The organism is Anaeromyxobacter sp. SG64, assembly GCF_022690745.1.
GTDB lineage: Bacteria > Myxococcota > Myxococcia > Myxococcales > Anaeromyxobacteraceae > Anaeromyxobacter > Anaeromyxobacter soli.
Genome location: NZ_JALCZB010000046.1, coordinates 1 through 19,371 on the forward strand (window position 1 = coordinate 1; position 19,371 = coordinate 19,371).

The following is a 19,371-nucleotide window of genomic DNA, read 5'->3' on the forward strand; positions in this document are numbered from 1 at the left end:
GCCCGCGACGGGCGCGGCCCGGCCCGGCGCCTCGGCGAGCCGCGCGAGCGCGAGCGCGAGGTGCGCGTCCGGCAGGTCCGGCGCGAGCGCGACCGCGAGCTGGGCGTGGGCCACGGCCTCGGCGACGAGGTCCGACGCGAGCGCGCGCGAGACGGCGCGCGTCTCGGCGACCGCGAGCGGGACGAGGTTCTCGATCCCGAGCTCGCGCTGCGCGCCGAGCAGCGCCTCGGCCGCCGCGTCGGCGCGGGCGGGATCTCCGTCGCGGAGCGCGTCCCGCCGCTCCGCCCAGCGCCGCATGAGCTGGGCGTAGGTGGTCGAGACGGGCACGATGCGCCGCGCGCGCTCCGCCGGCGGCAGGCGCACCTCCGACGCAGGGGGCGGAGCGGCGCTCGGGCCGGGGCGGACGGACGCGTCGGAGGGCGGCACGTCGGCCGGGACGGGCGGGGACCGCTGCGCCGAGCCGGCCGCTCCGGGAGTGGAGAGCGTCCCGCCTCCGGCAGGCCGCGCAGCGGCGGGCGCGGGCGGCACCAGCGTGGGCACGGCCTCCTCGGCCGTCTCCTCCCCCTCCACGACGAGCCTCGGGGGCGCGAGCTGCGCGGCGGCGAGGACCGGCGCGGCGAGCGAGAGGAGCGCGACGAGGAGGATGGGCGATCCGCGGTGGGCCACGCGAGAACGGGATGCTAGCACGCCCGCTCCTGGGCTAAGAAGACGCGACCATGTCGCGCGCCACCGATGCGATCGAACGTCTCCTCGGGATCATGGAGCGGCTACGCGGACCCGGAGGCTGCCCGTGGGATCGCGAGCAGACGCTGCGGAGCCTCCGGCCTTACGTGCTCGAGGAGACGTACGAGGTGCTCGAGGCGATCGACGCGGGCGACGCCCGGGAGCACTGTGAGGAGCTCGGCGACCTCCTCCTCCAGATCGTGTTCCAGGCGCAGCTCACGCGCGAGCAGGGCCAGTTCGACTTCGCAGACGTCGCGAACGCCATCTCGAACAAGCTCGTGTCGCGCCACCCTCACGTGTTCGGCGACGTCGCGGTGAAGGACGCGGACGACGTGCTCCGGCAGTGGGCGGCGCTGAAGCGCGAGGAGAAGCGCGCGAAGGGGCGCGGCGAGAGCGTGCTCGAGGGCGTGCCGCGGGAGATGCCGGCGCTCGCCCGCGCGGACCGGCTCACCGAGAAGGCGAGCCGCGTCGGCTTCGACTGGCCGGACGCGGGCGGCGCGAGAGAGAAGCTCTCGGAGGAGATCGGCGAGCTCGACCAGGCGATCGCCTCGGGCGACCGCGACGCGATCGAGCACGAGCTGGGGGACGTCCTCTTCGCCGCCGCGAACCTGTCCCGCAAGCTCGGGATACCTGCAGAGGAGGCCCTTCGGGGGACGGTCGCTCGCTTCATAGCGCGCTTTTCCCACATCGAGCGCGAGCTCGCGCGCCGCGGCGTGCCCCACGGCGGCGCCTCCCTCGACGAGATGGACGCCCTCTGGAACGAGGCGAAGATCTTGGAGGCCAAGGCGAAATCGCCAGCCGATCCGGCCGTCACCGAGCCGCCACAGGGTTTGGGGAAAGAACGTGGATAAGTCTGTGGGCAGCCCCCTCGGAAGGCGGATTTTCGCGGGTGCGGCGGGCTCTGCTGCATTTTGCGGCGGTCGCGAACCTGTGTGATTCCGGTCGCTTGTCCTTGGACACACCCACGAACGTCCACATCCGGGAGTCAAGTGACCCGCGAGGATTCCCGCTTCTTCGCCGCCGGTGGATAACTCTCCTCCCCCTGTGTCTCCCAGACCCGCACCCGACGTGGGACAGCCGTTCGGGTAATGCGCGGGTGGTTGCAGGAGAAGGGCGCGTGCGACCGCCGCTGCGCTCTGCCGCGCCGCCCTAGGGCATGCGGCGCGAATGGGCCGCGGGACCGCATGGCCGTAGGGGCCGCGGAGCACGCCCGCGGTCGAGGCGAACGGTCGCTGCGCGCCGGCCTGCGCGACGCCGCGCAGCCGAGCGGTCATAACCCCTTGACGTCGCTCGCGATGGACGGTAGATAGCGCGCCCTCGTACCCCTATAGAGCACAGAGGTCAGCTTGGCGAATACCGCATCGGCCGAGAAGCGAAACCGTCAGGCGCAGAAGCGCCGCGCCCGCAACGTCCAGGTCCGCACCGGCGTGAAGAGCGCCGTGAAGAAGGCGCGCGAGGCGATCACCCAGGGTGACGCCAACGCTGCCCGCGACACGTTCAAGGCCGCGGCCCGCGCGCTGGAGAAGGCGACGTCGAAGGGCGTCGTGCACAAGAACGCGGCGTCGCGGAAGATCTCGCGGCTCGCGAAGGCGGCCGCCAAGGCCGCCGCCGCGAAGTAGGCGGAGCTACCGCTCGAACGCGCGGAGGAGGTCGCGCGCCGCGTCGCCCGCCACCCGGCGGAGCGCGAGCGCGCGGCGCCCCTCCGTCTCGAGCGCGTCGTTCACGCGACGACCCTGCGCGTCGAGCGCCGACACGCCCGCGAGGTAGTCGGCGTCGCGCCGCACCGTCCGCTCCGACACGGTCGCGCCGTCCACGACGAGGCGCGCCTTCACCACCACCCCGATGCGCCAGGTGGAGCCGTCCGGCGAGGACGTCCCGGGCGCGGTCGCGCGCACCTCTCCGACGATCTCCGCAGGCGCGCCGGGCCCCGCCGAGGCGCCGCGGCGCGCGAGCTCGTCCCGCAGCGCCGCCGTCAGCTCAGCCCCGAGCGACGCCTCCGTCGAGAGGTTCTCGAACGGCTGGACGTGGACGCGCTCCGCGCCGCCCTTCGCGACGTAGCGGTTCTCGAAGCCGTAGCCGCAGCCGGACAGCGCGAGCACCAGCGCGAGCGCCGCCAGGCCCGCGGGCGGTCGGGCTCCGCGTGGGGAGGCTGCCGGCCGCATCGGCGACCCCTGCCGCACCTCGTGTCGCCAGCGCAAGCGCAGGGGCGGCCGGCTGAGGCCGCCCCGGAGCGCGCCGGGGGGGTGTGGGGGGGTAGCCAGCCTCATCGGCTACCCCACCACAAAGTTGATCAGCCGCTTCGGGACGAAGACGACCTTGCGGATCGTCTTGCCGTCGAGGTGCGCCCTCACCCGCTCCTCGCCCTCCGCGAGCGCGCGGACCTCGGCCTCCGCGGCGGCGACGGGCGCCTGCACCTCACCGCGAAGCTTGCCGTTCACCTGGACGGCGATCGTGACCACGTCCGCCGCGACGAGCGCGGGGTCGAAGGTGGGCCACGGGTGCTCCGCGAGCAGCTCCTCGCGCACCGACGGGCCGAGCACCTCGTGCCAGAGCTCCTCGGCCGCGTGCGGCGCGAAGGGCGCGAGCAGCGTCGCGACCGCGAGGAGCGCCTCGCGCACGGCGGCCCGCTCCGGATCGGCGCCCGGCTCGAGCGCGTAGAGCGCGTTCACGAGCTCCATCAGCGCGGCGATGCTCGTGTTGAACTTGAGATCGCCCTGGAGCCCGTCGGTGACGCGCTTGATCGTGCGGTGCGTCTTGCGGCGGAGCTCGAGGAAGTCACCCTGCGCCTGCGCGAGCGCGGCCTCGGGCGCGCGGAAGCACTCCTGCCGCGCGTGGAAGATGCGCCACACCCGCGAGAGGAACCGGAACAGGCCGTCGACCTGCTCGTCCGACCAGTCGATGTCCTTCTCCGGGGGCGCGGCGAACAGCATGAAGAGCCGGACCGTGTCCGCGCCGAACCGCGCGACCATGGGGCCCGGGGCGACGACGTTGCCCCAGCGCTTCGACATCTTGCGGCCGTCCGGGCCGTTCACGATGCCCTGCGTGACGAGCCGCTTCACCGGCTCGTCCTCCTGGACGAGCCCGAGCTGGTGCATCACCCGGTGCCAGAAGCGGAAGTACAGCAGGTGCATCACGGCGTGCTCGGGGCCGCCGACGTACACGTCGACGGGGAGCCAGCGCTTCGCCTCGGCGGGATCGAACGGCCGCGTGTCGTCCTTCGGCGAGAGGTAGCGCGCGTAGTACCAGGACGAGTCTACGAACGTGTCCATCGTGTCCACCTCGCGCCGGGCGGGCTTGCCGCAGCGCGGGCAGGTGGTGTTCACGAACGACGGCACCTTCGCGAGCGGCGGCTCGCCGGTGCCGGTGATGAGCGCCTCCGCCGGCAGCGTCACCGGGAGCTGATCCTCGGGGACCGGCACGGCACCGTGGTCGGGGCAGTAGACGATGGGGATCGGCGTCCCCCAGTAGCGCTGGCGCGAGAAGCCCCAGTCGCGCAGGTGCCAGCGAACCGTGGCCTGGCCGAAGCCGCGCGTCTTCGCCTCGGCGGCGAGCTTCTCGCGCGCCGCCGCGCTGTCGAGCCCGGACGCGTCGCCGGACGCCTCGAGCACCCCGTCGGCCGTGTACGCCTCGGTCAGCGCGTCGCCCGCGGGGAGCCGCTCGCCCCGGGCCGGCTGGATGACCACGCGGATGGGCAGCCCGTACTTGCGCGCGAACTCGAAGTCACGCTGGTCGTGCGCCGGCACGCTCATAACCGCGCCCGTCCCGTACTCGGCGAGCACGAAGTTCGCGATCCAGACCGGGACCTCCTCGCCGGTGTACGGGTTCACCGCGTGCGCGCCGGTGAAGACGCCCTCCTTCGGCGCCGCCTCGCCGGTCCGCTCCGCGGCGTCGGTCTTGCGCATGCGCTCGACGAAGGCGCGCACCTCCGCCTGCCGCTCGGGGCGCGTGAGCCGCTCGACGAGCGGGTGCTCGGGCGCGAGGACCACGTAGGTGCAGCCGTGGATCGTGTCGACACGCGTGGTGAAGACCTTGATCGGCCCCTGCCCCGGCACCGCGAAATCCACCTCAGCGCCGACGCTCTTGCCGATCCAGTTGCGCTGCATCGTGATGATGCGCTCGGGCCACTCCGTGAGCCCGTCGAGCCCGTCGAGCAGGTCCTGGGCGAAGGCGGTGATGCGGAAGGCCCACTCCGGGATCACCTTCTCCACCACCGGCGAGCCGCAGCGCTCGCAGCGGTTGTCCTCGACCACCTGCTCGTTCGCGATGACCGTCGCGCAGCCGGTGCACCAGTTGGCCTTCCCCTCGCGCCGGTAGACGATCCCGCGCTCGAGCATCTTCAGGAAGAACCACTGGTTCCAGCGATAGTAGGACGGGTCGGCGGTGACGACCTCGCGGTCCCAGTCGAACGCGTAGCCGAGCTTCTTCATCTCGGCGCGGAAGGCGACGATGTTCTCGCGCGTCCGCTCGGCCGGGTGGCGTCCGTCCTTGATGGCGGCGTTCTCGGCGGGGAGGCCGAGCGCGTCGAAGCCGATGGGGTGCAGCACGTCGTGGCCGCGCATGCGCAGGTAGCGCGCGAGCGCGTCGCCGATGGTGTAGACGCGCGCGTGCCCCATGTGCATCGCGCCGGAGGGATAGGGGAACATCTCGAGCACGTAGCGCTTCTCGGCGTCGGGGCGGCGGCCGGCGTGGAAGGCGCCCGCCCCCTCCCAGCGCGACTGCCAGCGTGGCTCGATCGACTGCGGCTCGTAACGCTCGTTCATCGCCATAAGGGGCGGCGATATTACCGGACGTCGGGGTGTTCGTCTGCCCTTCGTGAGGAACGGCGCCCCCGTCCGCGCCACGCCGCGAGGCCCCGCCGGCCGCCGGGCGTTCGGTTATAGTGCCCGCCGCCAGAGCGCCCCGAAGCCCACGGAGCCCACCGCATGTTCCCGCCCGTCCACATCGCCGACATCGCCCAGCACGAGGGGAAGGAGGTCACCCTCCACGGCTGGCTGTACAACCGCCGCTCGTCCGGGAAGCTCCACTTCCTGCAGGTGCGCGACGGCACGGGCACCATCCAGTGCGTCGTGTTCAAGGGGAACGTGACGCCGGAGGTGTTCCGCGAGGCCGACCACCTGCCCCAGGAGACGAGCCTCACCGTCACCGGGCTCGTGAAGAAGGACGACCGCTCGCCCATCGGGTTCGAGCTCGACGTCCGCGACCTGAAGGTCGTCTCCCTCCCGGCGCAGGAGTACCCGATCGGACACAAGGAGCACGGCGTCGCGTTCCTCATGGAGCAGCGGCACCTCTGGCTCCGGTCGCAGCGGCAGCAGGTGATCCTGCGCGTGCGGCACACGGTCGAGAAGGCGATCCGCGACTTCTTCGACGCGCGCGGCTTCACGCTCGTCGACGCGCCGATCTTCACGCCCTCCGCCTGCGAGGGGACCTCCACGCTCTTCGAGGTCCCCTACTTCGATCTCGGCAAGGCGTACCTGACGCAGTCCGGCCAGCTGTACATGGAGGCCGCGGCCATGGCGCTCGGGAAGGTCTACTGCTTCGGCCCGACCTTCCGCGCCGAGAAGTCGAAGACGCGCCGCCACCTGACCGAGTTCTGGATGGTCGAGCCCGAGGTCGCCTTCATGGACCTCGACGGCGACATGCAGCTCATGGAGGAGTTCGTCTCGCACGTCGTCCAGACGGCCCTCGCGAAGCATCGCAAGGAGCTCGCGGCCGTCCTCGAGCGCGACGTCTCGAAGCTCGAGAGCGTGAAGCCGCCGTTCCCGCGCATCACGTACACGGAGGCGGTCGAGGTGCTGCAGAAGGCCGGTCACCCGATGAAGTGGGGCGACGACATCGGCGGCGACGAGGAGACGGTCATCGCGAAGCAGTACGACCGCCCGGTGATGGTCCACCGCTACCCGGCGGAGATGAAGGCCTTCTACTTCAAGAAGGACCCGACGGATCCGAAGGTCGCGCTCGGCTGCGACGTGCTCGCGCCCGAAGGGTACGGCGAGATCATCGGCGGGGGCGAGCGCGAGAGCTCGCTCGAGACGCTCGAGGCCGCCATCGCGCAGCACCAGCTCCCGAAGGAGGCGTTCGAGTGGTACCTCGACCTCCGCCGCTACGGGACGGTGCCGCACGCGGGGTTCGGCATGGGCGTCGAGCGCTGCGTCGCGTGGATCTGCGGCCTCCACCACGTCCGCGAGACCATCCCGTTCGCGCGGATGATGGAGCGGATCACGCCGTGAGCGGCGCCGGCTGATCCTGATCTTCCACGAGAGAGAGGGGCTCCGGCGATGAGCCGGAGCCCTGTCCGGTCGCCGCGGGATCAGCTACGCGTCGACACCTTGGGCATCGGGCAGGTGCTGAGGCCGAAGAGTCGGTACAGCGGGCAGAACCCGACGAGCCCGGTGAGAAGCGGGATGACGCCGATGAGCCCGATGAGCGGGCGGGGGCCGGCGACGGTGAGGGAGAGGAGCGCGAGCCCGACCACCACGCGGATGGTCCGGTCCAGAATGCCTTCGTTCATCATGTTTACGACCTCCTGCACCGGAGAGTGCCGCCGCCCGCCGGAGGATTCGCGGGCCGGCGCTTCTGGCGCTCGCGAATCCTTTCCGCGTCCGCGGGACTCGCAACGGAAGGAACGATGCTCGGCGCGCCGACGGACACCAGTGACGAGGAGCTGATCCGCCGGAGCGCGGCGCGCGACCGCGCCGCGTTCGACGCCCTGGTCGCGCGCCACGGCGGCGCGCTCCTTCGCTTCGCGACGCGCAGCTGCGGGACGGAGGTGGAAGCCGCCGACGCGCTGCAGGACGGGCTCCTCGCGGCGTGGCGCGGCGCCGGGACGTTTCGCGGCGACGCCAGCGCGCGCACCTGGCTCTTCCAGATCGTGCTCCACTGCTGCCGCCGGCGCGCGCGCCGGCGTGCGGGCGAACCGGAGCAGCACGCGCCCGTCGAAGCCGCCGCCGATCTCCCCGGAGCCGATGCGCCCGAGGCGCGGGTCGCGGCGCTGCAGGCCGGCGCCGCCCTCGAGCAGGCGCTCGCGTCGCTACCCGCGGCGGCGCGGGAGGTGCTGCTGCTCCGGGATGTCGAGGGGCTGTCGGGCGCCGAGACCGCGGCGGCGCTATCCATCGACCTCACCGCGATGAAGAGTCGACTCCACCGGGCGCGGCTCGAGCTCAAGGCCCGCGTCGAGGAGCGCCTCGGCCGCGCGCTCTCGGAGGTGCTGCCGTGACGATCGAGAACGAGAAGGTGATCGCGGGGCTCTCCTGCAGCGACGTCCTCGCGCGGCTCTCCGACTACGTCGACGGCGACCTTCCGGCGGAGGAGCGAGGGCGCGTCGAGGACCACCTGCGCGCGTGCGAGGGCTGCGCGCGGTTCGGTGGGGAGTTTGCGGCGACGGTTCGCGGGCTGCGCACCCACCTCGGCGCGCCCGCCAGCGTCTCCGGCGAGCTGAAGGACCGGCTCCGCCGGGCGCTCGACGACGACGGCGCGCCGTAGGGCCCCCGAGCATCTTTCGACGCTGTTGGTCCTGGTTCGACGGTTCGTCGTACAGTGACCGTCCAGGTCATCTGCAATGGCACCTCCCCTCGTCTTCCTGCCCGGCGCCGGCGGAAGTGAGTCGTTCTGGAAGCCAGTCGGACAGCGGCTGGCCGACCTGGGCGACGTCGTCCTCTTCGGCTACCCCGGGTTTGGCGGGGTCCCCGCCGATCCTGGCGTGAAGTCGCTGGACGACCTTTACCGCTGGATCGTCGCGCGCCTCCCTGCAGGAGCGAGTCACGTCATTGCGCAGTCGATGGGCGGAATCTTCGCCGCACGTCTGGCGCTGGAACATCCGGAGCGGGTTGAACGCTTGGTCCTGGTCGCGACCTCGGGCGGCATCGACGTACGACGGCTCGGCGCAGCGGAATGGCGTCACGACTACCGAGCGTCGTTCCCGGACGTGCCGAGCTGGTTCATCGACGACCGCACCGACCTCACGCATCGGCTCGCGGGGATCCGTGCACCGACCCTCCTGCTGTGGAGCGACTCGGATCCGATCAGCCCGCCCGCCATCGCTCATTTCCTTGCCGAGCGCATCGGGGGCGCTCGCGTCGTCACCGTGCCGGGCGGGACTCACGCGTTCGCGAACGAGCGTCCAGACGAGGTCGCGACGATCATCAGGTCCCACCTGGTACCGGTACAGCGGCCCTGACGCCGTGCCGCTCCGGCGAGGCGACGACGACCGATCGTATACGGCGGCCGGGGCAGGTTATCGGCCAACTCGACATTGCTTCAATTGACGGTGAGTGTCAGACCTCCATGCCATCCTGTATTCGATGGAGGCCGCGCTCCCCACGATCGAGACGGACGCGGTGACGCCCGAAGCCTCGCTGGCCGGCTACGCGGCGCCGCTGCTCGATCTGCCGCCGCTCACCCGGGCCGAGCTCGAGACGTGGTTTCGGGGCGGGGAGCCGGAGGCCGACGCCTGCGAGCATCTCCTCGCCTGGGCCGCACGGGCTCGGGGGACGCTGGACCTCGCGATCGGCGAAGGGCTCGACGCGCTCAGGCGGGGGGACCGGCTCGCGGAGCTGGGCTATCACCTCGACGACTACGCCCGCGAGGTCCTCGATCTCGGGAAGCGCACCGCCGAGAACCTCGCCCGGCTCGGGGCTGGGCTGCGCACGCGTCCACGGCTCCGGGCGGCGCTGCGGTCGGGGCTCGTCCGGGTCCGCGCTGCGGAGACGGTGCTGCCGGTCGCGGTCGGCGAGGCCGAGGCGCGCTGGGTCGAGCGCGCCAGCGTGCAGACGGTCCGCGAGCTGGAGGAGGCGGTCCGCGCGGCGCGGGCGGAGCCGGCCGCCGGCGAGGAGGAGTGGGTGCGGCTGCGCACGCATCTGCCGCTGAACGAGCGGCTGGTCGTGGACGAGGCGCTCGCGGCCGCGCGCGAGCAGGTGCCGGGCTCGACCCGGATCGAGCAGCTGGAGGCGCTCGCGCAGGAGTACCTCGCCGAGTTCTCGTCCGACGGCGACTCCCACGAGCCGCGCTCGCTCGGGCCCGGGTTTGGCGCCGTGGGCCCCGGTCACTCCGCGCGGCGCGCGGGGGACGGAGCCGAGACCGGCCGATGGGCGGCGCTCCCCCCAGTACCCGAGCTCGCCGCGCCTGACGTTCCGTTCGACGAGACCTCGACGGCGCAGGAGCTCGACGAGCGGCTCCGCGCGCTCGGCCGCCTGCGTTCCGGGTGGGATCGCCTCATCGGATTCTGCGGGTACGCCGTGAAGCGGAGCGGGATTCCGGTGCTCCTGGGCTACGACGGCTTCCGCGAGTACGTCGAGGAGCGGCTGGGGCTCCCCGCGCGCGCGGTGGAGCAGCGCGTCGCGCTCGAGAAGCGGCTCTGGGAGTCGCCGGCGCTCCGGGAGGCGCGGCGGCAGGGCGTGTCGTACGAGAAGCTGCGGGTGCTGGCGCGAACGCCGGAGACCGACATCGCGACGTGGATCCCCCGGGCGCTCGCGGCGACCTGCATCGCCCTGAAGCGCGAGGTGGAGGGGGAGCACGAGCGGCAGATGCGTGCGCGGCAGAAGATGCTCGTTCCGTTGCCGCGCCGGGTGGCGGTGCTCCTCGCGGACGCCATCGAGGCCGTCCGGGCAAGATTCGGGCGCGTGCTCTCGACCGGAACGTGCCTCGCGGTCATCGGATTTCACTTCCTCGCGTCGTGGAGGGGTGCGGGGAGACGATCGATGACTCGTTCACAGAAGGTCCGCGCCCGAGATCACGGTTGGTGCCAGGTCCCGGGGTGCAGCCATCGCGCCGTCCACTCGCACCACATCGAGTTCCGCTCGCACGGCGGCAGCGACGATCCCGAGAACCAGGTCGGCCTGTGCGCCTTCCACCACCTGCGGTGCGTCCACGGTGGGATTCTCGCCGTGATCGGGCGGGCGCCGGACCGGCTCACCTGGCTCCTGGGCGGAACCATTTGGGAGGCGGGCACCTGCGCCGAGCCGGTGGCTTGCTGAATCGAGCAGGCCCAGAACCGCGTGGCCGCGAAAGCGCCCCTCTTCCGGGCAAGCATTCCGGCGGCGCAGGAGGCGCGTGGCGGCTCGAGCGCGGCCGCTCGCCGCCCGTTCCTCAGGCGCCGGGGCTGCATCTGGCCGTTCAGAACCGTCCCATGAGCGCGAGGCCGCGGCCCACGGGCGCGACGCCGAAGTCGCCGGACCTGCGGCGGTGCAGGAGCGGGACGGCGGTGCCGACCGCCGCCCCCGCGACGAAGCCGACCACCACGTCGCTCGGGAAGTGGTGGCCGCCCCACACGCGCTCCACCGCAACGCTCGCGCCGGCGAGCCCGGCGACGAGCCAGGGCCAGCCGCGTTCGCCGTAGCGCAGGCGCATCGTCCAGGCAGCGTCGGTGAGGGCCGCGACGGTGGTGCTCGTGTGGCCGGACCAGAAGGCCCGGTACGAGCCGGGCTGCCGGAGGTACGCGGGCTCGCCCTCGTACGCGCGGGGGATGGGGCGCTGGGTGGTGTACTTCGCGAGCGCGTTCAGGGCGCCGTTCACGGCGAGCGTCTCCGCGAACACCGTCGCATCCTCGACGAGCGCGCGGCTCCTGCCGAGCGCGGCCCAGTCGGCGAGCGGCGGGCCGAGCATCGCGAGGTACACGGTCGCGTCGCTCACGTGCGCCGCGGCGTCGTCGTGGAGGCCGATCGCCCAGCGGTCGAGCCGGTTCACCTCGCCGCGATCGCAGGGGCAGCGCAGCGCGATGAGCCGGTCCTCGAGGAGCCAGGGCACGAGGTTCCCGAGCCCGGCGATCGCGATGATCGCGCCGTCCACCGCCGGGTCGACGTGGAAGACCTCGCGCGGGGACCCTCCTGCCGCCGCGCCCGAGCCCGGCGTCGCGACCGCGACGAGCGCCGCGGTGACGAGCGCCCGGACCGCGGCGGTCCCACCTCGCCCAGGAGCCATCCCCCCCTCCCCTCCCCGCGCCCGGCGGCGCGTACCGACTGCATCATGGGGACGACGGGGCGCCCGCGCCCGGGGCGGTTCCGCTCGCCGCGTCGTTCACGATGCGCGCGAGGTTCGCGTAGTCCCGATCGAAGTGGTGACCGCCCGGGAGCACGACGCGGGCGACCCAGGGCAGGTCCACGAGGTGCGGGCAGAGGCTGTCGCTCTCGTCCGCGCCCTGCACGCACAGGAACCTCGTCGCGCCGCCCGAGGCGCGCACGGCGGCCTCCGTCGAGGTCGCCGCGCTCCGCCGGACCGACGAGAACAGATCCACCATGTGGACCTCGAACTCGGCGAAGGTCTGCGGGCCGAGCATCGCGACGAGCTTCAGCGCGGCCCGCTGGTCGGCCGGGAGGCGCGTGGCGACGAACGGCACGATGTCGGCGCCGCGCGAGTAGCCGATGAGGACCAGCTCCCGCCGGCCCCAGGCTGCGCCGTAGTGCGCGAAGATCCGCGCGACGTCCTTCGCGGTCTCGTCGGGCGTGCGCCGCCGCCAGAAGTAGCGGAGCGAGTCGAGCCCGACCACCGAGACACCGACGTCGGAGAGCGCGCGGCTCATCCCCTTGTCGAGCCCGACCCACCCGCCGTCGCCGGTGAGGAGCACGGCGAGGCGCGGTCCAGGCTTCGCCGCGGGGACCTCGACGAGGGGCAGGTTCTTCACGTCGGGGGGCGGAGCTGCGGCCGCCGGCGGCGCGGGGTCGGGGGGCCGGTCTCCCCCGGCGGCTTGCGCCTCCGCTCGCGGCGGCGCGGCGGGCGTTCCCGCCGCCGGCCGCGACGGAGCCGCCTCGGCGGCGTCACACTGCGCCTCGATGCGGTCGATCTCGTCCCCGGCGGCCGCGGCCCAGCTCGACACCGGCACGAGCGCGTGGCCGACTCCGGGAAGGACCGTCACCGCGAGGGCGCGGCCGCGCCCGAACGCCTGCGCGCTCGCCGCAGGACAGGCGCGGTCTTTCGCGCCGGCCACGATCGCGAGCGGCGCGCTCGGACGGGCGCCGTCCGCGGGGAGGTCGCCCTGGGGCGTGCTGCGCGGCGCCGGCCCCGCGCCGGCGCAGAGCGGCACCCCGAGCGGCTTGCCCGGGCACGGCGCGAGCGCGACCGCCCCCGCGAACGTGCCCTCGGGCGCCTGGGCGAGGGCGGCCCACGTCGCCGCGGCGCCCTGCGAGTGCCCGACGACGTACGGCCGGACGTACTCCTCGAGCCCGAGCTCCTTCTCGAGGTGTTGCGCGAGCGCCTCGAGATCGCCCGCGGGGTAGACGCAGCGGTGCTCGCGGTGGCGGGCGAGGTAGCCGGCGGTGTCGACCGCGAGCACCAGCGCCCCGCGGGCGGCGAGCGCCTCCGCGAGGGCACGCCGCCCCTCGCGCACGCCCGGGCCCTCGCCGGACAGGAGCACCACCACGCGGCGCGGATGGTCCTCGGGCGCGTGGACGTGGACCGCGCCGAAGCCTCGCATCTCGAACGTGCGCGGAGACGCGCTCACGGGCGGCTGGGCCGGCGCGCTCGCCCCGAGCAGCGCGGCGACGACGAGCGGGATCATCGGGACACCACCCCTTTCAGCCCGCGCGAGACGAGGGCCGCCACGTTCGTGAGCACGAGCGGCAGCCGGAGCCCCCCCGGCGCGGCGAGGAAGCGCGGCCGCCACTCCGGGGCGAACTTCTCCTTGTACTGACGCAGTCCCTGGAAGTTGTAGAAGTACTCGCCGTGGCGGTAGAGGCGAGCGCCGAGCCGCATCCACAGGGGCGCGAGCATGCGGTCCTCGAGCCCCGAGAACGGCGCCATCCCCAGGTTGAACGCCTCGTACCCCTCGGCGCGTCCCCAGCGCATGAGCGACACGAACAGGAAGTCCATCGTCGTGCGCGGCGCGTCGGACTCGTGGCGCATGAGGTCCACCGACAGCTCGGCCTTGCGCGTCCCCGCCCAGACGTTCGCGAAGGCGACGGGGCGGCCCCCCAGGAGCGCGAGGGCGACCGGGCCTTCCTTCAGATAACGCTCGTCGAAGTAGCCGAGCGAGAAGCCCTTCTCCCGCGTGCTCCGGTCCGCGAGCCATGCGCCGGAGATGCGCGCGAGCTCCGGGAGCAAGGACGGCACCCGCTCCGCCGGGACGAGCTCGAACGAGAGCCCCTCGCGCTCGGCGCGGTTGAACGCCTGGCGGAGCGGCCGCCGCTCCGGCCCGTCGAGCGAGAACGCGGGGAGCGGGACGATCGCCTCCTCGCCGAGCCGGTAGATCGCGAGGCCCAGGTCGAGGTAGCGCGGGAGCGCGCCGGGGCCGACCTGGTAGAAGCAGGCCCACCCGCCGTGACGGTCCGAGAGCTCGCGGAAGCGCCACGCGAGCTCGGTCGCGGCCCGCTTCGAGCCGATGGGATCCCCCATGGAGCACCAGGTCCGCCCCTCCACGCCGTACATGAGGAACGACGCGCCGTCCTCGCCGAAGAGGATCGGCTTGTCGCCGAGCAGCGCGAGGTGCGCGGTCGAGTCCTGCGCCCGATCGACGATGGGACGCAGCCGCGCGAGCTCCGCCTCGCCGGGCGGCGCGGGCTCGGGCGGCGCGGGGTGCATGAGCCGCACGACGCCGTAGAGTACGACGGCGCAGACCCCGACCACCGAGGCGCGGAGGAAGCGCGGGGCGTCGGCGTGGAAGGCGAAGTCGAACCAGAGGTCGCGCGAGTAGTCGACGTGCCGGTACGCGAAGAGCCCGATCCACACCGAGGCCCCGATGACGACGAGCACGGCGGAGATCCAGCCCGACGACAGCGGCACGTCGAGGAGCGCGCTGCGCCGGTAGAACTGGCGCCGGAACGGCAGGAGCGCGAGGAGGATGGCGGTGAGCAGCGTCGCCTCCTCCCAGTCGAGCCCCTTCGCCAGGGAGGCGACGGCGCCGGTCGCGAGGAGCCCCACGGCGAGCACCCAGGCGCCGTCGAGCCGCCGTGCCAGCGCGCGCCCGAGCAGGAGCAGCGCCGTGCCGACGAGGCTGCCGATGAGGTGCGACGCCTCGAGGAGCGCGAGCGGCACGGTGCGCCGCAGGAGGTGGAGCCGCGCGGCCTCGGCGGGGGTGGCGCCGGACACGAGCAGCACCGCGCCCGCGATCATGCTCCCCGCCGCCGCCAGCCAGGGTACGACCGGCGCGAAGGAGGCGTGCGCGCCCCGCAGCACCCGGCCCAGGCGCTCGCGCCGGACCACGACCTCGTTCACCGCGAGGAGCGCGAACGCGAGGACGAAGGGTCCGAGGTAATAGACGACCCGGTACGCGACCAGGCTCGACAGCACCTGCGGCGCGGGCACCGCGGGCGTGAGCGCCGCGAGCACGATCGCGTCGAACACGCCCACCCCGCCGGGGAGCTGCGAGGCGAGCCCCGCCACCTGCGCGGCGACGAACAGGCCGACGAGGCCGGGGAGCGAGAGCGGCGAGGTCGAGGGCAGGAGCACGTGCAGCACGATCGCGGCGAGCACCCAGTCCGCCGCCGACACCGCCACCTGGGCGGCGGCGAGCGGCAGCGACGGGAGCGTCACCGAGGTCCCGCCGAGCCGGAGCTCTCGCCCGCGCGCCGCGAGCACGAGGTACACGGCGGTGACCGCCAGTGACGCGACGCCGAGCCCGCGCGCGACGGCCGCGGGGAGCGGCACCGGCACCCCCGAGAGGAGCGCGAGCCCGAGGAGCGGGAACAGCCCCGCCCAGAGCTGGGCGGCGGTGAAGCCCACCACCTTGGCGATCTCCGCCGGGGCGAGCCCCCACTGCGAGTAGAGGCGGAACCGCACCGAGCTCGAGGACAGGAGCGCGAACCCGACGTTGTTCCCGAAGGCGTAGGCGATGAACGAGGTGAACGCCACGCGCCCGTAGGGGAGCCGCCGGTTCGCGTAGCGCAGCGCGAGGAGGTCGTACGCGCCGAGCAGCAGGTAGTCGGCGAGCGTCACGGCGACGGCGACCGCGACCGCCAGGCGGGGCAGCGCGGAGAGCCCGCGCTCGATGTCCCGGACGTGGAAGCCGCGCAGCTCCGCGTGGAGCGACCACGCGGCCGCCCCGAGCAAGAGCGGCGGGAGCACCCCTACCGCGATCCGGCGCACGCGCCCGCGCATCGGTCCGTGGCGCGCCCGAGCGGGCCGACCTCGCCGCCCCCGCGCGCACCCTGCTCATGATGACACCGGGTCTTCCCCCGCGGTTCAACGTCCGCCTCGGGGCGTGCGGCGCACGCGGCCCGGGGACTCGGACGCGGAGCGTCCCCTCACGCCCGCGCCGGAACGGGACGCGGGGCGGGCGTCAGCGGAGGACGCCGCCCACGTGCGGCAGCGCGCGCGCGCGCCGCGGCATCTCGACCCGCGAGGGTGGGGCGATGACCTCGACCTCGACCGCGAGCGTGTTGCGCGCCGCGGCGAGCTCCCGCTGGAGCTGGCGCGCGTCGCCGAGGAGCACCTGGCGCCGCACGGGGCGCGAGAGGCTCGCCTCGAGCCAGAGGCGAGCCGCGAGCGCGGGGTCGCCCCCGGCGAGCGGGGGCATGGCGACGGCGAAGGCCTCGCTGCCCGCCCGCGCGAGCGCCTCGAGCCCGGCGCGCGCCGCGGGCAGGAACGCCTCGGGCGTGAGCGGAGCGTCCGGCAGCCCGAAGCAGAACAGCCGCGTGGGCGCGATCCGGCCCCCGGTCGGCAAGAGGAGCGCCTCGCCGCGGCCTGCGTGGAACAGCTCGTTCCGGATCGTGCGCGAGATGGCGCCGCACATCCGCCAGTCGATGAAGCCCGCGAACCCCTGCAGCGGCCGCTCGGGCCCGACGAAGACGCCGACGGCGTCCACGTCGAGCGCGTCGATCGCCGGGAGCCCCAGGTCCGCCACCTCGATCTTCAGCGCCACGCCGATCCCTTCTCCTACCGGTCCGCCCGGCGCCGCTCGGGCGGAAGGCCGGCGGCAATCTTGTCGAGGACGCCGTTCACGAAGGCGCCCGAGCTCTCCGAGCCGTACTTCTTGCCCAGCTCGATGGCCTCGTTGATCGCCACCTTGATCGGCACGTCCGTCTCGAGGAGCTCGTACGTCGCGAGCCGGAGCACGTTGCGATCCACCTTGGCCATGCGATCGAGCCGCCAGTGCGACGAGACCTGCTCGATGGTGTCGTCGAGGGTGCGGCGGTGCGCGGCGACCCCGCGCACGAACCCCTCGGCGAGCTCCATCACCTCCCGCTCCACCGGCTCGAAGCTCTTCCAGAACCGCGCGAGGGCCTCATCGATGCCCTCGGCGGCGACGTCGATCTGGTACAGCGCCTGCAGCGCGCGCTCCCGCGCTCTCGTACGCTTCAGCGACACGTTCACTCCGCCCGGCGCGGAGACGGGACCTTCCCCGCCTCCCTCAGCACGTTCGCCTGCTCGATGGCGGCGACGGCCGCCTCGGCACCCTTGTTGCCGGCCTTCACGCCGGCGCGCTCGAGCGCCTGCTCCATCGTGTCGCAGGTGAGGATCCCCATCGAGACCGCGCACTCGGCCTCGAGCGCGACCTGCGCGACGCCCTTCGTCGCCTCGCCGGCCACGTACTCGAAGTGCGGCGTGCCGCCCCGGATCACCGCGCCGAGCGCGACCACCGCGTCGTAGCGCCCGCTCCGCGCGACGCGCCGGAGCAGCGAGGATAGCTCGAAGGTCCCCGGGCAGCGGAACACGTCGATGTCGGCGTCCTTCACGCCGTGGCGGCGGAGCACGTCTGCCGCGCCGAGCAGGAGCTGCTCGGTGACGAGCGAGTTGAACCGCGCGACCACGAGCCCGACCTTCAGCCCGGTCGCGACGAGCGAGCCTTCGTAGAAGTTCATCGCTTCCTTCCTTTCGCACGGGACGCCGTCTTCCGCGCCGGCGCCGGGGGCGCGAGCGTGAGGAGGTGGCCCATCTTGTCCCGCTTGGTGATGAGGTACGCGCGGTTGCGGCGGGTGGCGGGCATCTCGATGGGCACGCGCTCCAGGACCTCGAGGCCGTAGCCCTCGAGCCCGATGATCTTCTTCGGGTTGTTCGTGAGCAGCCGCATCTTCCGCACGCCGAGGTCGCGGAGGATCTGCGCGCCGATGCCGTAGTCGCGCAGGTCCGGCTTGAAGCCGAGCCGCACGTTCGCCTCTGCGGTGTCGTACCCCTCGTCCTGGAGGTTGTACGCCTTGAGCTTGTTCGCGAGCCCGATCCCGCGGCCTTCCTGGTCGAGGTAGAGCAGGACGCCCTTCCCCGCGCGCTCGATCTGGCGCAGGGCCGCCTGGAGCTGCGGGCCGCAGTCGCAGCGCTCGCTCCCGAACACGTCGCCGGTGAGGCACTTCGAGTGCACGCGGACGAGCACCGCCTCGCCCTCGCGCCACTTGCCCTTCACGAGCGCGACGTGCTGATGCCGGTCGACGTCGTTCTCGTACGCCACCGCCCGGAACTCGCCGTACTCGGTCGGCAGCGGCGCGTCCGCGGCCCGCCGGACGAGCGTGTCCTTCAGCATCCGGTAGGAGATGAGGTCGGCGACCGAGACGATGGGCAGGTCGTGCTCGGCGGAGAGCTTCTCGAGCTCGGGCATCCGCGCCATCGTCCCGTCGTCGTTCATCACCTCGCAGATGACGCCCGCGGGCTTCATCCCCGCGAGCCGGGCGAGGTCCACCGAGCCCTCGGTCTGGCCGGCGCGCACGAGCACGCCGCCCTTGCGCGCGCGGAGCGGGAAGACGTGGCCCGGCCGGGCGAGATCCTCGGGGCGGGCGTCGTCGCGCACCGCGGTGAGGATCGTGTGGGCCCGGTCCTTGGCGCTGATCCCGGTGGAGACGCCCTCCTTCGCCTCGATCGACACCGTGAATGCGGTGCCGAAGGAGGAGGAGTTCGCGCTCTCGTCCACCATGAGCGGCAGGCGCAGCGCCCGGACCTTCTCCTCGGTGAGCGACAGGCAGACGAGGCCGCGCCCGTACTTCGCCATGAAGTTCACGGCGGCGGGGGTGGCCTTCTCCGCGGCCATGCAGAGATCGCCCTCGTTCTCGCGATCCTCGTCGTCCGTGAGGATCACCAGCTTGCCCGCGCGGATGTGGGCGATGGCCCGCTCCACGCGCTCCACGGCGTGCGCCGCGTGGTCCTTCACTGTCCGCTCCTCGTGCCGTAGCCCCAGCGCGAGAGGTCGGCCGCGCTGGGCCCCTCGAGCTCGCGCAGCCGCGCGACGTGCCGCGCGATGACGTCCGCCTCCAGGTTCACCTTCGTCCCCGGCCCCGCCTCGCCGAGCGTCGTGCGCGCGAGCGTCTCGGGGATGAGCGCCACCTCGAAGCGATCGCGCGTCACCGCCGCGACCGTGAGCGACACCCCGTCCACGGCGATCGAGCCCTTCTCGGCCACGAGCGGCGCGATGGCCGCGGGCAGCGAGATCGTGAGCCGCGCACCCTGCCCCTCCGGCCGGCGCTGGAGGATCTCGCCGACCGCGTCGACGTGCCCCTGCACGAGGTGCCCCCCGAGCCGCTCGCCCACCGCGAGCGCGCGCTCGAGGTTGAGCGTCGTGCCGGGGCGCCACCCGCCGAGCGTCGTCCGCGAGAGCGTCTCCGGCACCGCGTCGAACGAGACCCGGCCGCCGCCGCGCTCGACCACGGTGAGGCACGCGCCCGAGCACGCGACGCTCTCGCCGAGGACGAGCTCGTCGACGGGGAGCGTGCGGGGACGTACGGTCAGCCGAGCGCCGCCCTGCCGGGGCAGGACCGCCTCGACCACGCCTAAGTCCGCGACGAGACCGGTGAACATTCGCGGCGA

The 19,371-nt window shown here is 73.4% G+C and carries 18 protein-coding genes and 1 pseudogene; 7 read left to right on the forward strand and 12 right to left on the reverse strand.

Annotated elements, in window-relative coordinates; all coding sequences use genetic code 11:
* Positions 1–666, reverse strand: a pseudogene (locus tag MNZ29_RS14400) (hypothetical protein); the annotation flags it as partial.
* Between the two features lie 50 nt (positions 667–716).
* Here MNZ29_RS14400 and mazG point away from each other — a divergent pair.
* Together mazG and rpsT are read left to right on the forward strand one after the other, a co-directional pair.
* Positions 717–1,574, forward strand: a complete 858-nt coding sequence (gene mazG / locus MNZ29_RS14405) for a nucleoside triphosphate pyrophosphohydrolase (RefSeq protein ID WP_242336950.1) — start codon at positions 717–719, stop codon at positions 1,572–1,574.
* 495 nt (positions 1,575–2,069) lie between these two features.
* Positions 2,070–2,342 carry a 30S ribosomal protein S20 gene (gene rpsT, locus MNZ29_RS14410; RefSeq protein ID WP_242336947.1) on the forward strand — a complete coding sequence of 91 codons (273 nt, stop codon included), beginning with the start codon at positions 2,070–2,072 and terminating at the stop codon, positions 2,340–2,342.
* A 6-nt stretch (positions 2,343–2,348) separates the two neighbouring features.
* Here rpsT and lptE read toward each other — a convergent pair whose 3' ends face one another.
* Both lptE and leuS read right to left on the reverse strand, forming a co-directional pair.
* Positions 2,349–2,822, reverse strand: a complete 474-nt coding sequence (gene lptE, locus MNZ29_RS14415) for an LPS assembly lipoprotein LptE (protein ID WP_242336944.1) — start codon at positions 2,820–2,822, stop codon at positions 2,349–2,351.
* A gap of 171 nt (positions 2,823–2,993) precedes the next feature.
* A complete protein-coding gene (gene leuS / locus MNZ29_RS14420; protein WP_242336941.1) occupies positions 2,994–5,489 on the reverse strand; it encodes a leucine--tRNA ligase in 2,496 nt (831 codons plus the stop codon).
* A 156-nt stretch (positions 5,490–5,645) separates the two neighbouring features.
* Here leuS and asnS point away from each other — a divergent pair, with 156 nt between their 5' ends.
* Positions 5,646–6,950, forward strand: coding sequence for an asparagine--tRNA ligase (gene asnS / locus MNZ29_RS14425; protein WP_242336938.1), 1,305 nt, complete (start codon positions 5,646–5,648; stop codon positions 6,948–6,950).
* 80 nt (positions 6,951–7,030) lie between these two features.
* Here the strand turns inward: asnS and MNZ29_RS14430 are convergent, their stop codons facing one another.
* A complete protein-coding gene (locus MNZ29_RS14430; protein WP_242336935.1) occupies positions 7,031–7,231 on the reverse strand; it encodes a DUF2892 domain-containing protein in 201 nt (66 codons plus the stop codon).
* A gap of 117 nt (positions 7,232–7,348) precedes the next feature.
* Between MNZ29_RS14430 and MNZ29_RS14435 the strand changes: the two genes are divergently transcribed.
* The 4 genes from MNZ29_RS14435 (at position 7,349) to MNZ29_RS14450 (ending at position 10,691) form a co-directional block, all read left to right on the forward strand.
* Positions 7,349–7,936, forward strand: coding sequence for an RNA polymerase sigma factor (locus MNZ29_RS14435; protein WP_242336931.1), 588 nt, complete (start codon positions 7,349–7,351; stop codon positions 7,934–7,936).
* Positions 7,933–8,202 (forward strand): anti-sigma factor, encoded by a 270-nt coding sequence (locus tag MNZ29_RS14440; RefSeq protein ID WP_242336928.1) that lies wholly within the window; start codon positions 7,933–7,935, stop codon positions 8,200–8,202. The genes MNZ29_RS14435 and MNZ29_RS14440 overlap by 4 nt, the downstream gene beginning before the upstream one ends.
* A 76-nt stretch (positions 8,203–8,278) precedes the next feature.
* Positions 8,279–8,896, forward strand: coding sequence for an alpha/beta fold hydrolase (locus MNZ29_RS14445; protein ID WP_242355641.1), 618 nt, complete (start codon positions 8,279–8,281; stop codon positions 8,894–8,896).
* Positions 8,897–9,020: 124 nt separating this feature from the next.
* The gene (locus tag MNZ29_RS14450; protein WP_255821381.1) at positions 9,021–10,691 is read left to right on the forward strand and encodes an HNH endonuclease signature motif containing protein; all 1,671 of its coding nucleotides are present in this window, start codon (positions 9,021–9,023) and stop codon (positions 10,689–10,691) included.
* A gap of 139 nt (positions 10,692–10,830) precedes the next feature.
* Here the strand turns inward: MNZ29_RS14450 and MNZ29_RS14455 are convergent, their stop codons facing one another.
* The 8 genes from MNZ29_RS14455 to MNZ29_RS14490 all read right to left on the reverse strand — a co-directional run bounded on the left by MNZ29_RS14455 (position 10,831) and on the right by MNZ29_RS14490 (position 19,362).
* Positions 10,831–11,634 (reverse strand): phosphatase PAP2 family protein, encoded by an 804-nt coding sequence (locus MNZ29_RS14455; protein WP_242336920.1) that lies wholly within the window; start codon positions 11,632–11,634, stop codon positions 10,831–10,833.
* A 43-nt stretch (positions 11,635–11,677) separates the two neighbouring features.
* The gene (locus MNZ29_RS14460; protein ID WP_242336917.1) at positions 11,678–13,207 is read right to left on the reverse strand and encodes an AcvB/VirJ family lysyl-phosphatidylglycerol hydrolase; all 1,530 of its coding nucleotides are present in this window, start codon (positions 13,205–13,207) and stop codon (positions 11,678–11,680) included.
* Entirely contained in the window at positions 13,204–15,729 is a 2,526-nt protein-coding gene (gene mprF, locus MNZ29_RS14465; protein ID WP_242355645.1) for a bifunctional lysylphosphatidylglycerol flippase/synthetase MprF, read from the reverse strand. Before mprF ends, MNZ29_RS14460 begins: the two co-directional genes overlap by 4 nt.
* A 193-nt stretch (positions 15,730–15,922) precedes the next feature.
* Positions 15,923–16,504, reverse strand: coding sequence for a M17 family peptidase N-terminal domain-containing protein (locus MNZ29_RS14470; protein WP_242355647.1), 582 nt, complete (start codon positions 16,502–16,504; stop codon positions 15,923–15,925).
* Between the two features lie 14 nt (positions 16,505–16,518).
* Entirely contained in the window at positions 16,519–16,950 is a 432-nt protein-coding gene (gene nusB, locus MNZ29_RS14475) for a transcription antitermination factor NusB (protein WP_242336909.1), read from the reverse strand.
* Between the two features lie 2 nt (positions 16,951–16,952).
* Complete coding sequence (gene ribE, locus MNZ29_RS14480; protein WP_242336905.1) at positions 16,953–17,444, reverse strand: 6,7-dimethyl-8-ribityllumazine synthase; 492 nt, start codon at positions 17,442–17,444, stop codon at positions 16,953–16,955.
* Positions 17,441–18,718, reverse strand: coding sequence for a bifunctional 3,4-dihydroxy-2-butanone-4-phosphate synthase/GTP cyclohydrolase II (locus tag MNZ29_RS14485; RefSeq protein WP_242336902.1), 1,278 nt, complete (start codon positions 18,716–18,718; stop codon positions 17,441–17,443). Before MNZ29_RS14485 ends, ribE begins: the two co-directional genes overlap by 4 nt.
* Positions 18,715–19,362, reverse strand: a complete 648-nt coding sequence (locus MNZ29_RS14490; RefSeq protein ID WP_242355649.1) for a riboflavin synthase — start codon at positions 19,360–19,362, stop codon at positions 18,715–18,717. The genes MNZ29_RS14485 and MNZ29_RS14490 overlap by 4 nt, the downstream gene beginning before the upstream one ends.
* Positions 19,363–19,371: the final 9 nt, after the last annotated feature.

Coding starts and splice junctions, on each gene's coding strand:
- mazG (WP_242336950.1), top strand. CDS start 717: ATGTCGCGCGCCACCGATGCGATCGAACGTCTCCTCGGGATCATGGAG.
- leuS (WP_242336941.1), bottom strand. CDS start 5,489: ATGGCGATGAACGAGCGTTACGAGCCGCAGTCGATCGAGCCACGCTGG.
- asnS (WP_242336938.1), top strand. CDS start 5,646: ATGTTCCCGCCCGTCCACATCGCCGACATCGCCCAGCACGAGGGGAAG.
- MNZ29_RS14430 (WP_242336935.1), bottom strand. CDS start 7,231: ATGAACGAAGGCATTCTGGACCGGACCATCCGCGTGGTGGTCGGGCTC.
- MNZ29_RS14435 (WP_242336931.1), top strand. CDS start 7,349: ATGCTCGGCGCGCCGACGGACACCAGTGACGAGGAGCTGATCCGCCGG.
- MNZ29_RS14445 (WP_242355641.1), top strand. CDS start 8,279: ATGGCACCTCCCCTCGTCTTCCTGCCCGGCGCCGGCGGAAGTGAGTCG.
- MNZ29_RS14450 (WP_255821381.1), top strand. CDS start 9,021: ATGGAGGCCGCGCTCCCCACGATCGAGACGGACGCGGTGACGCCCGAA.
- MNZ29_RS14455 (WP_242336920.1), bottom strand. CDS start 11,634: ATGGCTCCTGGGCGAGGTGGGACCGCCGCGGTCCGGGCGCTCGTCACC.
- MNZ29_RS14460 (WP_242336917.1), bottom strand. CDS start 13,207: ATGATCCCGCTCGTCGTCGCCGCGCTGCTCGGGGCGAGCGCGCCGGCC.
- ribE (WP_242336905.1), bottom strand. CDS start 17,444: ATGAACTTCTACGAAGGCTCGCTCGTCGCGACCGGGCTGAAGGTCGGG.
- MNZ29_RS14490 (WP_242355649.1), bottom strand. CDS start 19,362: ATGTTCACCGGTCTCGTCGCGGACTTAGGCGTGGTCGAGGCGGTCCTG.